The sequence below is a fragment of the Streptomyces sp. Ag109_G2-15 genome (assembly GCF_900215565.1).
GTDB lineage: Bacteria > Actinomycetota > Actinomycetes > Streptomycetales > Streptomycetaceae > Streptomyces > Streptomyces diastatochromogenes.
Window position 1 is genome coordinate 2947697 of record NZ_OCNI01000001.1, and the last position, 15012, is coordinate 2962708.

15 protein-coding genes are annotated in these 15012 nt (G+C 68.4%); 9 read left to right on the forward strand and 6 right to left on the reverse strand.

All coding sequences use genetic code 11. The features are described 5' to 3' along the window. Window positions 1–745: 745 nt before the first annotated feature. The gene (dnaA, locus tag CRP49_RS13115) at window positions 746–2707 is read right to left on the reverse strand and encodes a chromosomal replication initiator protein DnaA (protein ID WP_097253539.1); all 1962 of its coding nucleotides are present in this window, start codon (window positions 2705–2707) and stop codon (window positions 746–748) included. Between the two features lie 374 nt (window positions 2708–3081). On the opposite strand from dnaA, the gene rpmH reads away from it, so the two are divergent. From rpmH to CRP49_RS13160, 9 genes are all read left to right on the forward strand, one after another. Continuing rightward, window positions 3082–3219: a 50S ribosomal protein L34 gene (gene rpmH / locus CRP49_RS13120; protein ID WP_005482975.1), complete on the forward strand. Its 138-nt coding sequence runs from the start codon at window positions 3082–3084 to the stop codon at window positions 3217–3219. Between the two features lie 21 nt (window positions 3220–3240). Further along, complete coding sequence (gene rnpA / locus CRP49_RS13125; protein WP_094218650.1) at window positions 3241–3612, forward strand: ribonuclease P protein component; 372 nt, start codon at window positions 3241–3243, stop codon at window positions 3610–3612. Beyond that, complete coding sequence (yidD, locus tag CRP49_RS13130) at window positions 3609–3974, forward strand: membrane protein insertion efficiency factor YidD (RefSeq protein WP_097253540.1); 366 nt, start codon at window positions 3609–3611, stop codon at window positions 3972–3974. Before rnpA ends, yidD begins: the two co-directional genes overlap by 4 nt. A 3-nt stretch (window positions 3975–3977) precedes the next feature. After that, complete coding sequence (gene yidC / locus CRP49_RS13135) at window positions 3978–5249, forward strand: membrane protein insertase YidC (protein WP_097253541.1); 1272 nt, start codon at window positions 3978–3980, stop codon at window positions 5247–5249. Window positions 5250–5264: 15 nt separating this feature from the next. Next, window positions 5265–5777, forward strand: a complete 513-nt coding sequence (locus CRP49_RS13140; protein WP_094218653.1) for a R3H domain-containing nucleic acid-binding protein — start codon at window positions 5265–5267, stop codon at window positions 5775–5777. Window positions 5778–5895: 118 nt separating this feature from the next. Beyond that, a complete protein-coding gene (rsmG, locus tag CRP49_RS13145; RefSeq protein ID WP_097253542.1) occupies window positions 5896–6612 on the forward strand; it encodes a 16S rRNA (guanine(527)-N(7))-methyltransferase RsmG in 717 nt (238 codons plus the stop codon). A gap of 265 nt (window positions 6613–6877) precedes the next feature. Continuing rightward, a complete protein-coding gene (locus CRP49_RS13150) occupies window positions 6878–7951 on the forward strand; it encodes a ParA family protein (protein ID WP_097257332.1) in 1074 nt (357 codons plus the stop codon). Further along, window positions 7948–9048 (forward strand): ParB/RepB/Spo0J family partition protein, encoded by a 1101-nt coding sequence (locus tag CRP49_RS13155; protein WP_097253543.1) that lies wholly within the window; start codon window positions 7948–7950, stop codon window positions 9046–9048. The genes CRP49_RS13150 and CRP49_RS13155 overlap by 4 nt, the downstream gene beginning before the upstream one ends. A 318-nt stretch (window positions 9049–9366) precedes the next feature. After that, window positions 9367–9984: a GNAT family N-acetyltransferase gene (locus tag CRP49_RS13160; protein WP_097253544.1), complete on the forward strand. Its 618-nt coding sequence runs from the start codon at window positions 9367–9369 to the stop codon at window positions 9982–9984. A gap of 77 nt (window positions 9985–10061) precedes the next feature. Here CRP49_RS13160 and trxA read toward each other — a convergent pair whose 3' ends face one another. From trxA to CRP49_RS13185, 5 genes are all read right to left on the reverse strand, one after another. Next, window positions 10062–10388 carry a thioredoxin gene (gene trxA, locus CRP49_RS13165; protein WP_097253545.1) on the reverse strand — a complete coding sequence of 109 codons (327 nt, stop codon included), beginning with the start codon at window positions 10386–10388 and terminating at the stop codon, window positions 10062–10064. Between the two features lie 46 nt (window positions 10389–10434). Next, window positions 10435–11400 (reverse strand): thioredoxin-disulfide reductase, encoded by a 966-nt coding sequence (trxB, locus tag CRP49_RS13170; RefSeq protein WP_097253546.1) that lies wholly within the window; start codon window positions 11398–11400, stop codon window positions 10435–10437. Between the two features lie 171 nt (window positions 11401–11571). Then, a complete protein-coding gene (locus CRP49_RS13175) occupies window positions 11572–12507 on the reverse strand; it encodes an anti-sigma factor (protein ID WP_097253547.1) in 936 nt (311 codons plus the stop codon). Then, complete coding sequence (gene sigM, locus CRP49_RS13180; protein ID WP_097257333.1) at window positions 12504–13229, reverse strand: RNA polymerase sigma factor SigM; 726 nt, start codon at window positions 13227–13229, stop codon at window positions 12504–12506. Before sigM ends, CRP49_RS13175 begins: the two co-directional genes overlap by 4 nt. 21 nt (window positions 13230–13250) lie before the next feature. Beyond that, the gene (locus tag CRP49_RS13185) at window positions 13251–14951 is read right to left on the reverse strand and encodes a protein kinase family protein (RefSeq protein WP_097253548.1); all 1701 of its coding nucleotides are present in this window, start codon (window positions 14949–14951) and stop codon (window positions 13251–13253) included. Window positions 14952–15012 lie beyond the last annotated feature (61 nt).

Consider the following 15012-nt stretch of genomic DNA (forward strand, 5'->3'; position numbering starts at 1 on the left):
CCGCTTCGAAACGGATTCCCAGCTCTCTCTAGTTGGGAGTAGTAGTAGGGCCTGTGGATACCGTGGATAACCTCGTTTGCCCAGGTCAGAGCGGGAATTTTGTCCACTGGCCCTGTGGGTGGAGGCGGTGGACAACCGAGGGTCTCTGTGGAGAACAGAAAGTTCTGCACACACCGCCCACAGCTTGAGGGCAGTTCTCCCCAGCTGTGTCCCCAGGTTTACCCACGTTTCCCACACCCCAACCCGGCAGCTTCGTGTGACGGCTTTCACTCGACGCGGTGAGCGGGTGCGTCGCGTTGCCGAACAGTGGACAGCCATGTGGAGAAGCCCGGGTTCGCTGGGGACAACCGGCCCCAGCCTGTGGGCTTCCCGTGGAAAACTCCGTGCACAGCCTGTGGATCTCCGCTTTGTCCACAGTCTGTGGAGATCGTTTGTCCACGATTCCACAGGCTGCTGAGCTGGGCGGACGCTGGTTCCCCAGGCTCCCTGTGGATGCAGTTCGGGACAACTCCACAGTCCCCAGGATGTGGACGGAAGAAAGTCACCGAATCTGTGGAGAGTGGCCGTAACCAGGCACTTAATCGAACACTCGGTGGCTGGGGAGGAACGGCCACGGGGCTGTGACGAGCCGTCGACGAGCCGTCCGAAGGTCGCGATGACGGGTGCCGGCGGCCGCCCGGGACGCGAAAGGGCGCCCCCGGGATGTCCTCCCGAGGGCGCCCTCAGCGCCGTTCCACGGCCGCCGTCAGCCGTTCTTGATGCGGTTCGTCAGCTCGGTCACCTGGTTGTAGATCGAGCGCCGCTCGGCCATCAGCGCGCGGATCTTGCGGTCGGCGTGCATGACGGTCGTGTGGTCGCGGCCACCGAAGTGCGCGCCGATCTTCGGCAGGGACAGGTCGGTCAGCTCGCGGCACAGGTACATGGCGATCTGGCGGGCCGTGACCAGCTGGCGGCCGCGCGAGGAGCCGCACAGGTCCTCGATCGTGAGGCCGAAGTAGTCGGCGGTCGACCCCATGATGGCCGACGCGGTGATCTCGGGAGTCGAGTCCTCGCCCCCGGGGATCAGGTCCTTGAGGACGATCTCCGTCAGGCCCAGGTCCACCGGCTGCCGGTTGAGCGAGGCGAACGCCGTCACCCGGATCAGCGCGCCCTCCAGCTCACGGATGTTCCGCGAGATCCGGGAGGCGATGAACTCCAGTACCTCCGGCGGGGCGTTGAGCTGCTCCTGTACCGCCTTCTTGCGCAGGATCGCGATGCGCGTCTCCAGCTCGGGCGGCTGGACGTCGGTGATCAGACCCCACTCGAAACGGTTCCGCAGTCGGTCCTCCAGCGTGACCAGCTGCTTGGGCGGCCGGTCGCTGGAGAGCACGATCTGCTTGTTGGCGTTGTGGAGCGTGTTGAAGGTGTGGAAGAACTCCTCCTGCGTCGACTCCTTGTCCGCCAGGAACTGGATGTCGTCGACGAGCAGGATGTCCATCTCGCGGTAGCGCTTGCGGAAGCTGTCGCCCTTGCCGTCGCGGATGGAGTTGATGAACTCGTTGGTGAACTCCTCGGAGCTGACGTACCGCACCCGCGTACCCGGGTACAGGCTGCGCGCGTAGTGCCCGATCGCGTGCAGCAGGTGCGTCTTGCCGAGCCCCGACTCCCCGTAGATGAAGAGGGGGTTGTACGCCTTCGCGGGCGCCTCGGCGACGGCCACCGCGGCCGCGTGCGCGAACCGGTTGGAGGCGCCGATGACGAACGTGTCGAAGAGGTACTTCGGGTTCAGTCGCGCGGTGGGCTCACCGGGACCGCTCGCCGGCGCGGGCTTCGCGGCCGCCGGACCGGGCGCACCGGTCCCGCCGGCCGGCGGCAGGTCCGGGCGGCCCGGACCGCCGCGGTGCACCGGGCCGGCGCCGGCCGGCTGGTCGGGCAGCTCACGACGGACGGGGTCGCGCTGGTCGTACTCCGCGCGGTGGGAGCCGTAGTCCGGGCGCTCGTACTCCGAGCGGTCGTAGTCGGGGCGCTCGTACTCCGGGCGCGGGGCGTCGTAGTCGCCGCGCTGCTGGTCGTACGACGGGCGCTCCATGTTCTGCGGGCGGTAGTCCTGGGAGGGCGAGCCGTAGGTGTCCTGCCCCGAGGAGCCGTAGGCGTCCTGCGACGGCGAGGCGTACGGGTCGCGCTCGGGGAAGCCGAGGCGCGGCTGCTGCCAGCCGTACTCGTCCTGTCCGGGCCGCGGCCAGGCGCCGGGCTCGGGTCGCTGGTACTCGGACGGATAGGCAGGCCGGGCCGTCGGCAGCTGGTCCCCGCGGGAGGGCGGCTCGCTGCCCGGGAGCGGGTCGGCGGCACGGTGCCGGCCGTAGCCCTCGTACGGTCCGGAGGGCAGTTCCGGCTCCTCGTAGCGCTGCCGCTGCGGCTGTGCGGAGGGCGCCTGCGGGGCCGGCGGCTCGCCCGCGGAGTCGTCCACGGTGATCGCGATGCGGATGGGGCGGCCGCACTCGCGGCTCAGGGTCTCGCTGACGATCGGCGCGAGACGGCCCTCCAGTACGTTCTTCGCGAATTCGTTCGGCACGGCGAGCAGAGCTGTGTCCGCTACCAGCGCGAGCGGCTGGCAGCGCCGGATCCAGTGCTCGTCCTTCGCCTCGACACCCTGGCCGCGACCCTCACCGAGGAGCTGCTCGAGTACTCGTGGCCACACTGCGGCAAGATCGGCAGGTACGTCAGCCACAGGGCACGCTCTCTCACAGGTCCCACGAACGTGTGGTTGTGGGACGGGTCGGGATGAAAATCGGGGCGGGCGGGGATAAGGGAACGAATCGGAGTCCAGCCACGGTAGTCAGCGCGGCGGCTACGGTTCAAGTTGTTGTCCCCAGCCTGTGGATAGTGTCTCTCAGTGACCCTCGGTTTGACCGGATGGCGTAGCCCCGCGTACCGTAACCAGGTCGAGTTGTCGATGGCTGCTGCCGCCTGCCTCCGATGGGCACAGGTCACTTCAGGTGATCGGGAAGCGGTGCACTCGGGCGTGACGCGAGCTACTCGTGGGCGCACGGTGACAGCCAGGACGGCACCCCGCCAACTACCGATTCTTTCTGGAGCCCCCGAGTGAGCAAGCGCACCTTCCAGCCGAACAACCGTCGTCGCGCGAAGACCCACGGCTTCCGCCTGCGGATGCGTACCCGTGCCGGCCGCGCGATTCTCGCGAACCGCCGTAGCAAGGGTCGCGCCAGCCTGTCCGCCTGATCCTGATCAGGTCATGACGTCGTGCTGCCTACCGAGCATCGGCTGAGGCGGCGCGAGGACTTCGCGACCGCGGTACGACGGGGTCGTCGGGCAGGCCGCCCGACTCTCGTCGTCCACCTTCGTAGCGGTGCCACGGACCCGCACGCGCCAGGGGAGAGCGCTCCCCCGACGCGTGCGGGTTTCGTCGTGAGCAAGGCTGTGGGTGGAGCGGTCGTGCGCAACAAAGTGAAGCGCAGACTGCGCCATCTGATGCGTGACCGAGTCGCCCTGTTTCCCCCCGGTAGCCTGGTAGTCGTACGAGCGCTGCCCGGAGCGGGCGACGCAGACCACGCACAGCTGGCCCGAGACCTGGATGCCGCCCTCGAGCGGCTGCTGGGAGGGGGCGCGCGATGAAGTACCCGCTGCTGGCTCTGATCAAGCTGTACCAGTGGACGATCAGTCCGCTGCTGGGGCCGGTGTGCAAGTACTACCCGTCGTGCTCCCACTACGGCTACACGGCCATCGACCGGCACGGTGCGATCAAGGGAACGGCACTCACCGCCTGGCGCATCCTCCGGTGCAATCCGTGGTCGCTCGGCGGTGTGGACCATGTTCCTCCGCGCAAGCGACCGCGGTGGCACGAAATGCTGCGCAACGCTTGGCGCGCACGAAAGGGCGGGACCTCCGCCGCCGAACCGGCCACCGAGGAGAAGCCTCACTCCGAGCTTTCCTCGAGCCCGGCCGCAGAGACTTCGTCCCATGCCCAAGGAGCATGATTAGTGGACACGATTGCCAGCCTCTTCAGCTTCATCACGACACCTGTCTCCTGGGTCATCGTCCAGTTCCACACGGTGTACGGCGCCATCTTCGGCCCCGACACCGGGTGGGCCTGGGGCCTGTCGATCGTGTCCCTCGTGATTCTGATCCGCATCTGCCTGGTCCCGCTCTTCGTGAAGCAGATCAAGGCGACCCGGGCCATGCAGACGCTCCAGCCCGAGATGAAGAAGATCCAGGAGCGCTACAAGAACGACAAGCAGCGTCAGTCCGAAGAGATGATGAAGCTGTACAAGGAGTCGGGCACCAACCCGCTCTCCTCGTGCCTTCCCATCCTGGCGCAGTCCCCGTTCTTCTTCGCCCTGTACCACGTGCTCAACGGCATCGCGTCGGGCCAGACCATCGGCGTCATCAACGCGTCGCTGCTGGAGAGCGCCCGTAAGGCGCACATCTTCGGGGCCCCGCTCGCCGCGAAGTTCAAGGACAGCTCCAGCACCATCGAGGCGCTCGGCGCCTCGGTCACCGACGTGCGCGTCGTGACCGTGGTCATGATCGTCCTGATGTCGGCGTCGCAGTTCTACACGCAGCGCCAGCTGATGACGAAGAACGTCGACACCACGGTGAAGACGCCGTTCATGCAGCAGCAGAAGATGCTGATGTACGTCTTCCCCATCATGTTCGCCGTCTTCGGTATCAACTTCCCGGTCGGTGTCCTCATCTACTGGCTGACCACCAACGTGTGGACCATGGGCCAGCAGATGTACGTCATCCACAACAACCCGACCCCGGGTTCCAAGGCCCAGGCCGCCTACCTGGAGCGCCTCACCAAGCACGTCGCGCACCACGGCAAGGTCCGTCGCCGGAGCGAGAAGACCATCGTCAAGGCGATCGTCGCCAAGGGCCGTGAGCGCAACGAGTTCGAGCGCAAGTTCATCAACGGCCTGACCAAGGCGGGCCTCGCGGCCCAGGTCGACGGCACCGTGGTGAAGAGCGAGAGCCAGGCCGTGGTGGAGGCCGAGGACGGCACGACCACCACGACCGCCCCTCGGCGCCAGCAGCCCAAGCGTCAGACCAAGGCCCAGCGCCAGACCGGCGGGACCAAGCCGGCGGGCGACGACACGTCGGCCACCTCGCTGGAGAAGTCCGACGAGCCGGAGGACGCCAAGCCCGCCGCTGCCAAGCAGCCCCAGAAGCCCGGCTCCGGCACCCGCAGCAAGGCCCAGTCCGGCCAGCGCAAGGGTGGCCCGCAGCGGCCCAAGTCCCCGTCCAAGAAGTAAGAAGGAGCCCATCCCGTGACGGAAGGCACCACCTCCGCCGCTGCCGAGGGTGCAGACACCCTCACTCGCCTGGAGCAGGAGGGTGAGATCGCGGCGGACTACCTGGAGGGTCTGCTGGACATCGCCGACCTCGACGGCGACATCGACATGGACGTCGAGGCCGACCGCGCCTCCGTGTCGATCATCAGCGACAGCGGCAGCCGCGACCTGCAGAAGCTGGTCGGCCGCGACGGCGAGGTGCTGGAGGCACTGCAGGAGCTGACGCGCCTGGCTGTGCACCGGGAGACCGGCGACCGCAGCCGCCTGATGCTGGACATCGCGGGCTACCGCGCCAAGAAGCGCGCCGAGCTGTCCGAGCTGGGCGCCAAGGCCGCCGCCGATGTCAAGAACACCGGCGAGCCCGTGAAGCTCAAGCCGATGACCCCGTTCGAGCGCAAGGTCGTGCACGACGCGGTCAAGGCCGCCGGGCTGCGCAGCGAGTCGGAGGGCGAGGAGCCGCAGCGGTTCGTCGTCGTGCTGCCCGCCTGATCGGTCCCTCACGTTTCACCGGCCCCGTCTGTTGAGCAGACGGGGCCGAACTTTGTCAGCCTGGTAGTTCTGGTGGCCGGTGCGCGAAGCACCGGCGCGGTACGGAAGGACGGTCCCCGTGACGGAGGCAGCGGAGCTTCCCCCCGCGCCCGAGCAGGCGCGGGTAGTTTTTGGTGATCGCTTCGCCGATGCGGTCCGCTACGCGGAGCTGCTTGCCGAGGCGGGCGTGCAGCGTGGCCTGATCGGCCCGCGCGAAGTGCCTCGTCTGTGGGAGCGGCACCTGCTGAACTGCGCGGTCCTCTCGGAGGCGGTCCCGGAGGGGGTGACGGTGTGCGACGTCGGCTCCGGCGCCGGCCTGCCGGGCATTCCGCTGGCCCTGGTCCGGGACGACCTGAACATCACCCTGTTGGAGCCCCTGCTGCGGCGCACCACCTTCCTCACCGAGGTCGTCGAGCTGCTGGGCCTGGATCACGTCACCGTGGTGCGGGGCCGGGCCGAGGAGGTCATGGGCAAGCTGCCGCCGGTCCATGTGGTGACGGCCCGCGCCGTGGCCCCGCTGGACCGTCTGGCCGCCTGGGGCATTCCGCTGCTGCGCCCGTACGGCGAGATGCTCGCGCTCAAGGGGGACACCGCCGAGGAGGAGCTGAAGGCGGCGGCCACCGCGCTCAGCAAGCTCGGTGCGGTGTCGACGTCCATCCTGCATGTGGGCGAGGGCGTGGTGGATCCCCCGTCCACGGTCGTGCGGGTCGAGGTGGGAGAGAGCCCGGGCGGTGTGCGCTTCGCGGCGAAGCGGGCCAAGGCGGCCAGGACGGGGCGGGCACGGCGACGTCGCTGATCCGTCCTGAGGACGAGACGTACTCCACACAAGCTGCCAAACGCACGTAAGCCGGAGTGTCGCGAAGGTCCGGCCGCCATCGCTGTGCATCGTGTTTCACGTGAAACGTCGCTCACTGCTGCACGGCATCATCAGTCGCGGCCGCGCCGCGGCCGAACCTCGCGACCGAAAGCCTCTCGGTTCACTCGGAGAGGCACCGGAGTTGTCCACAGAGGTGGATTTCTCCACAGAACACCAGGCCTCACTGGTTCACGACCCCGAAGACATGGGAGGCTCTGTTCATTGCGAGCCTGAAGTCGAGGAGAGTGAATCCGTGCGGTCCGACGCCAACATCGCGGGACCGATGACCGATCCGGTCCCCGGTCCCCGTACCGAGTCGATGGGGGCGGATGTTTCACGTGAAACACCGCCCCCGATGGACGACACTCCCATCGGTCGCGCTGCCCAACTGGCGGTGGAGGCTCTGGGCCGTGCCGGCGAAGGCCTGCCGCGACCAGAGCAGACCCGAGTCATCGTGGTCGCCAACCAGAAGGGCGGCGTGGGCAAGACTACGACGACCGTCAACCTTGCCGCTTCGCTGGCTCTGCACGGCGCCCGCGTTCTGGTGATCGACCTCGACCCGCAGGGCAACGCGTCCACGGCGCTGGGGATCGACCATCACGCCGAAGTGCCTTCCATCTATGACGTGTTGGTGGAGAGCAGGCCGCTCGCCGAAGTCGTCCAGCCCGTCCCCGATGTCGAAGGCCTCTTCTGCGCCCCCGCCACCATCGATCTCGCCGGTGCGGAGATCGAATTGGTGTCCCTGGTGGCCCGTGAGAGTCGGCTGCAGCGCGCGATCCAGGCGTACGAGCAGCCGTTGGACTACATCCTCATCGACTGCCCGCCCTCGCTGGGCTTGTTGACGGTCAACGCGCTCGTCGCGGGCCAGGAGGTCCTCATCCCCATCCAGTGCGAGTACTACGCGCTGGAGGGACTGGGCCAGCTGCTGCGCAACGTCGACCTGGTGCGGGGGCACCTCAACCCCACCCTGCATGTGTCGACCATCCTGCTCACCATGTACGACGGCCGGACGCGTCTTGCCTCGCAGGTCGCGGAAGAGGTGCGTACCCACTTCGGCGACGAGGTGCTGCGGACGAGCATCCCTCGCTCGGTCCGTATCTCCGAGGCGCCGAGCTACGGGCAGACGGTGCTGACTTACGATCCTGGATCGAGCGGTGCCCTCTCCTATCTTGAGGCGGCCCGAGAAATCGCGTTGAAGGGCATCGGCATCAGCTACGACGCCAGCCAGGCCCATATCGGCGCCCAGAACGACCCGAGCATGGTGGAGGGGATCCAGTGAGCGAGCGACGGAGGGGGCTGGGCCGCGGACTCGGCGCACTGATTCCTGCTGCCCCGACCGAGAAGAACCCGGCTCCGGCCGCGATGGGGAGTGGAGCGTCCACGTCCCCGGCGGCGGTCCCGGTGCTGACGACCGACCGCGGGGTGGCCGCGGCGAAGGTGGCCACGCTGCCGCCTGTTTCACATGAAACCGAGGATCCCTCGGTGAGTCCTGTCGGGGAGGCTCCCGCGCCTCCGGTGGGAGCCCACTTCGCCGAGCTGCCCCTCGACGCCATCACGCCGAACCCGCGCCAGCCGCGTGAGGTCTTCGACGAGGACGCCCTGCACGAGCTGGTCACCTCCATCAAGGAGGTCGGTCTCCTCCAGCCCGTCGTCGTACGGCAGCTGGGTCCCGGCCGCTATGAGCTGATCATGGGTGAGCGCCGCTGGCGGGCCTGCCGTGAGGCGGGCCTGGAGGCCATCCCGGCGATCGTCCGGGCCACCGATGACGAGAAGCTCCTCCTGGACGCCCTGCTGGAGAACCTGCATCGGGCACAGCTGAACCCGCTGGAAGAGGCAGCCGCCTACGACCAGCTGCTGAAGGACTTCAACTGCACGCACGACCAGCTGGCCGACCGCATCGGGCGCTCTCGTCCGCAGGTCTCCAACACCCTGCGGCTGCTGAAGCTGTCGCCGGCGGTCCAGCGCAGGGTCGCCGCCGGGGTCCTCTCCGCCGGGCACGCCCGGGCGCTGCTGTCCGTCGAGGACTCGGAGGAGCAGGACCGGCTGGCCCACCGCATCGTGGCCGAGGGCCTCTCCGTGCGGGCCGTCGAGGAGATCGTGACCCTGATGGGCTCGCGGCCCCAGACGACCCAGCGATCCAAGGGCCCGCGGGCCGGTGCCCGGGTCTCCCCGGCGCTGAGCGAGCTGGCCACCCGTCTGTCGGACCGCTTCGAGACCCGGGTGAAGGTCGACCTCGGGCAGAAGAAGGGCAAGATCACCGTGGAGTTCGCCTCCATGGAGGACCTTGAGCGGATCCTCAGCTCCCTCGCCCCGGGCGAGGGTCCGGTCCTGCAGAAGGGTCTCCACGACGGCGACTCGGACGAGCAGGACGACTGAACCTCCGGCGGTCCCGCCGCATGGTGCAGGGGAGCGGATCGCGTCCGGTGTGTATCGGAAGGCGGTCCGCTCTTTGCTGTGAGGCAGTATCGAGGGAATCGCATCGTGGATACGATGCGGATGGGGTATGGCGCATCCACCTGGCGGATCTCTGAGTGGGGAGACAGGGGCCATGCGATCGATGAGCCGCACCGGACTGGTGAGCGCGGGCTTGGGCCTTGGGGCCGTCGGCGGATTCGTCGGCAGCCTGCTGAGGGAACGGAGCGCTCTGACAGCCGCTCGCGACGCAGCGGGCGAAGGAAGCGAGGAACAGCCTTCATGGGGCGTCGGCTCGTACCGCTCACGCTGGACAACCTTCAGGACCTTCCCAAGCGCTGTCGCTCGTGTGTCTTCTGGGAGCTCGACCCCGTCAGCGGCGAAGCCGCGATAAAGGCGGGTACCTCCGCGCTGGAGAAGGAGTCCTGGATCTCCGCCGTCCTGCTGGACTGGGGATCGTGCGGCCGGGTGGTCTACGTCGACGACGTCCCCGTGGGCTTCGTTCTCTATGCGCCGCCGGCCTACGTCCCGCGCTCCTCGGCGTTCCCCACGAGTCCGGTCTCACCGGATGCCGTCCAGCTCATAACGGCCTTCATCATGCCCGGCTATCAGGGGCAGGGGCTGGGCCGCGTGATGGTCCAGACGGTCGCCAAGGATCTGCTGCGCCGGGGCTTCAAGGCGATCGAGGCGTTCGGTGACGCCCGCTGGAAGGAGCCCGCCTGTCTGATGCCCGCCGACCATCTCCTGGCTGTGGGCTTCAAGACGGTCCGGCAGCATCCCATGCACCCCCGCCTGCGGCTGGAGCTGCGCTCGACGCTCTCCTGGAAGGAAGACGTGGAGCTGGCGCTCGACCGGCTCCTGGGGGCCGTACAGAAGGAACCAGCGCTGCGGCCGCTGTAGCGGCTGCTGTCAGCTGAGGGCCTCATGCAAATGGGCCAACCCGCAGGGGTTGGCCCATTCGTGTTTCACGTGAAACGTCACTCGGCGATGAACTCGTCGAGGTCACGCACCAGCGCCGCCTTCGGCTTGGCACCGACGATCGTCTTGACGACCTCGCCGCCCTGGTAGACGTTGAGCGTCGGGATGGACATGACGCCGTACTTGGCGGCCGTGTCCGGGTTCTCGTCGATGTTCAGCTTGACGATCTCGATCTTGTCGCCGTGCTCGGCGGCAATGGCCTCGAGGGACGGAGCGATCTGGCGGCAGGGGCCGCACCACTCGGCCCAGAAGTCCACCAGGACGGGCTTGTCGCTCTTGAGGACGTCCTGGTCGAAGGACGCGTCGGTCGTGCTCTTCAGGGCCACGGTGGGCTCCTTATCTCTTCTGCGGTGGGGCGGGGGAAGGGGAAGGTCAGACGGCGGCGGTCGCCTCGGCCTTGTCCTCGTCCGCGAGGGCGGAGAGGAAGCGCTCGGCGTCGAGGGCGGCGGAGCAGCCGGTGCCGGCGGCGGTGATCGCCTGCCGGTAGGTGTGGTCGACCACGTCACCGGCGGCGAAGACACCGGTCAGGTTGGTGCGGGTGGACGGAGCGATGACCTTCAGGTAACCCTCCTCGTCCAGGTCCAGCTGGCCCTTGAACAGCTCGGTGCGCGGGTCGTGGCCGATCGCGATGAACAGGCCCGTCACCGGCAGGTCGGAGAGCTCGCCGGTCTTGACGTTGCGCAGCTTCAGCCCGGAGAGCTTCTGGTCGCCCTGAACCTCGGCGATCTCGCTGTCCCAGACGAACTTGATCTTCGGGTCGTTGAAGGCACGCTCCTGCATCGCCTTGGAGGCGCGCAGGGTGTCACGGCGGTGGACGACCGTCACGGACTTGGCGAACCGGGAGAGGAAGGTCGCCTCCTCCATCGCGGTGTCGCCACCGCCGATCACGGCGATGTCCTGGTCCTTGAAGAAGAACCCGTCACAGGTGGCGCACCAGGAGACGCCGCGGCCGGAGAGGGCGTCCTCGTTCGGCAGGCCGAGCTTGCGGTGCTGGGAGCCGGTGGTGACGATGACGGCCTTCGCCCGGTGGACCGTGCCCGCGGTGTCGGTGACCGTCTTGATCTCACCGGTCAGGTCGACGGAGACGATGTCGTCCGGGATGAGCTCGGCGCCGAAGCGCTCGGCCTGCGCCCGCATGTTGTCCATCAGCTCGGGTCCCATGATGCCGTCGCGGAAGCCCGGGAAGTTCTCCACCTCGGTGGTGTTCATCAGGGCGCCACCGGCGGTGACGGCACCCTCGAACACCAGAGGCTTCAGCGAGGCGCGCGCGGTGTAGAGCGCCGCCGTGTAGCCCGCGGGCCCGGAGCCGATGATGATCACGTTACGGACGTCGCTCACGGCTTGATTCCTCGTCTCTGGTCTGTGTCAGTCGACCGGTGGGAGCCCCTTTCAGAACTCTCACCCCACCCAACGGATCCTAAGGGGCGCGCATTCCCGGTGTGTCCGGGCACACGGGGATCGCACACGGTACGGATGACCGCACAGACGGAGACGAATCCTTCCCCGGACTCAGGTTCGAGGGAAGGACTGCTTGAGCAGGACCTTGCCGGCGGAGGCGGGCTCCTGGTGGACACACGAGGCATCGACGACATAGGCCGTGACCCGGGTGCTGTCGCCGGTGTCGGGCACCACGACGAGGTAGGCACTCTTGCCGGCGTAGGTGCCGGTCTTGGCGCCGAGAACGTCGCCGCTGCTGTTGATCGCCTGCCGGACACAGTCGGGAACCGGGGGCTGGCTCTGGATCAGGGTGTTCGCGCTCTGAGTCGACCCGGGGCTGTTCTGCTCGGAATCGGCGCCCGAGCGTGGGCGCTTGCTTTCGGAGCGCGGCTCTGTGCTCTTCTTCGTGGCGAGCAGATCCTTCACCTGGCTCTGCACGCTGTCCCCGGAGAAGGCGCTGGCGGCTGCCGGCGGTCGGCCGTGTGCCGCCGTATTCGAGCTGCCGCTGATGAACGACTGGAGGACGAGGGACCCGGTCCCCAGGACGGCGGCGGTGAGAACGGCACCCAGGGCGACGGCCCTGCGGCGCCGACCGCGCTCGCGTCCCTTCCGCCCAGGGCCGGTCGATCCGCTGGGGCGTCCGAGGGGGCGGTCCGACGGAGCCGATGTTTCACGTGAAACACGACCGCCGGTGCCCGCCGGCTCTTCGGGCCCGGAAACGAGGACGGGCGCGTCCAGGGACTCAGGTGCGGTGGAGGCCAGCAGCACTTCGGCGGCGAGGGCGGCATCGATACGCCCGACGACATCGGCCGGCATGCGCGGCGGTCCCGGCATGGTGCCGAGCAGCCCCCGGATCTCCTCGAGCGAGGCATGCACGTCCGCGCACAGCTCGCACCCTTCCAGGTGGCGCCGTACCGCCACGCTTCGGTCCGGTGGGAGGAGGCCCTCGGTGAGGTCGGAGATCTCGGCGACGTCCGGGTGCCCGGCCGTGTCTGTCGAGGAAGTCACGCTCGCCCACCTCCGCCCTTCACTACGGTTGAATCGCTCGGACCCGTACGTCCAGGACCTGCGTCATGAGGACTCGTCGCAGGTGGGACGGATGTCCCCTCCACCCGGTTCCGTCCCGGCCCGGGTTCTTTTTCGTCACCGGTACTTCCGGGCCGTAGATGGGTGAGCAGCGGAAGAAGTCTGGCCCGGCCCCGGGCGCACCGGCTCTTCACCGTCCCCGTGGGCACATCGAGAATCCGAGCGGCCTCGGCCACGGGGTAACCCTGCATGTCCACCAGGACCAGAGCTGCACGCTGCTCATACGGAAGCGTGCCGAGCGCCTCAAGGAGCTGGCGGTGCAGATCGTTGCGCTCGGCGGGAGCGGAGGCCGACTCGTGCGGCTCCAGCAGCTGCTCCAGCCGCTCGGTGTCGTCGACCGGAGCGGTCTTCCTGGAGGCGGCCTTGCGGGCCCGGTCCAGACAGGCGTTCACGGTGATCCGGTGCAGCCAGGTCGTGACGGCCGACTGACCCCGGAAGGTGTGCGCGGCCCGGTAGGCGGACACCAGCGCATCCTGGACGGCGTCAGCGGCCTCCTCCCGGTCCCCCAGCGTCCGCAGCGCCACCGCCCAGAGCCGGTCCCGGTGCCGCCGGACAATCTCACTGAAGGCATCAGGGTCGCCTTCCACGTGGCGGGAGAGCAGGTCCTGATCGCTCACCCCGCCGTATCCGGCGCCCTCTGCCATCTGCCCCTCCACGGGGGGAACCTAGCTGGTCACCTTGATGTCTGCCACCCTGCCCCGCCAGTGGCCCTCGTTGTCCGGAGGAAGCTGGGTCAGCCACACCAGAAGGTACTGGGTCTTGAGGGACTTGCCGGGCTGGAGTGTCACTGACGTGCCCGATCCGTTGGCAACCTTGCTGTAGGCGGCGAAGGACGTCGGCTCCGCTCCTGCGTCCGCGCTCGCGGCACGGAGTTCGACCGAAGTCTCCCCCATGAAGCTGACGGACACCTTTCCGACCTGCTGGACCTTGCCGAGGTCGAGGATGATGCCGACGCCCGACTTCAGGTTGCCGAACCTCGGACTCAGGTAGAAGTCCGTCTGCCAGTACGTGGCGGGGCTGTTGTCGTAGGCGTTCTTTATGCCTTCGGGCTTCTCGGACTGGTCCTTGCCGAACGGGTCGAAGTCACGTGCGCCCTTGATGGCGATGGGAGTGCCGGACGTCGGCTTCTTCGGGCCCTTGTCGCCGCCGTCCTGAGTCTGCGTCTTGTTGGTGTCGTCCGAGTTGCCGCCCTGATCCATCAGGGCGTCCGCCAGTTGCCAGCTGCCCAGGCCCAGCGCGGCGATGAGCAGCGCCGAGACCGCCCACTTCAGGGCCTTGCCGGTGCGGCTCTGCAGCGGGGGCGGCGGGGCCGTGATCGGCTGCGTGACACCGGGGCGCGGTGCGGGGCGGCCGTACGTGCCCTGCTGGTACGTCGTGCGCTGGTACTCCGGCGGGGCCGTGAACGCCGGCTCCGGCGGGCGGATGCGGGGCATCTCACCGATCGCCTTGACCAGCTCTTCCGGCGTGGTGCACGGAGCCTCGTGCCGGGACGCGGTGGCCCCGTCGTTGACGAGGGCGCGCATGGCGAGTTCGGACAGACCGCGGTGGACCCCGGCGCGCACCTGGTCCGGGGCGATCAGGCCGATGTCCTTGGGCAGGCCGGACAGGCCGTAGGCGTCGTTCTCGTACGGCCAGCGCTGGGTCAGCGCCGCGTACAGCAGGGCGCCGATCGACTCGGTGTCGGTGCGCTGCGGGGTGTCGGAACTGATACCGCGCAGCGCCGCGTTCACGGCGAGGCCGCGGATGCGCCACTGGCCGGAGGAGGTGCGCAGGACGGCGTTCGGGTTCAGCCGCAGATGGGCGAGGCCCTCGCGGTGTGCGGCGGCCATGGCGGAGGCGATCTGACTGACCATCTGGTAGGCGTCGTGCGGCTCCAGCGGGCCGGCCGCCAGCAGCGCGGTCAGTTCGGTGGCGTCGGGCAGCCATTCGTGCACGACGTAGACGAGGTCGTTCTCCTCGACGGCGTCCAGGACCTGGACGAAGCGCGGATCGCCGAGCAGCGCGGAGGAACGGGCGGCGGCCAGTACGGACCGGGCCCGCACATGGTCCGCCGGCAGGATGTGCACGCCGACGGCACGACGGAGTTTCTCGTCGACCGCACGCCAGCTGCTGAATCCGTCCAGACGGGTGACGCACTCCTCGAGACGGTAGCGTCTGGCGAGTTTGTGACCGCTGTGCAGTTCTGGCGGTGACGCCTTCTTTCCGGGACCGTCCGTCCCGCCGTTCCCCTGCCCCTCGTCGCTGTCCGTGTCCCGCTCCGGGTTCTGGGCCACCCCGTCGGCCGTGGACTGGTCCGCCTTGGCGGTCAGCGGCTGCTCGCCGCTGTTGTCTGCCACGTCGACGGCAGCCGTGCTCCGTTCCGCCACCGTCGTCCCTGCCTCCCCATCCGTTGCACGCTGTCCGACGCCGAAACCAATTGTGCCCACA

Excerpts from the sequence above, each read along its gene's own strand:
- CRP49_RS13160 (WP_097253544.1), top strand. The coding sequence starts at position 9,367 with ATGGGGCGTCGGCTCGTACCGCTCACGCTGGACAACCTTCAGGACCTT.
- CRP49_RS13150 (WP_097257332.1), top strand. The coding sequence starts at position 6,878 with ATGGGAGGCTCTGTTCATTGCGAGCCTGAAGTCGAGGAGAGTGAATCC.
- sigM (WP_097257333.1), bottom strand. The coding sequence starts at position 13,229 with ATGGCAGAGGGCGCCGGATACGGCGGGGTGAGCGATCAGGACCTGCTC.
- yidD (WP_097253540.1), top strand. The coding sequence starts at position 3,609 with ATGAAGTACCCGCTGCTGGCTCTGATCAAGCTGTACCAGTGGACGATC.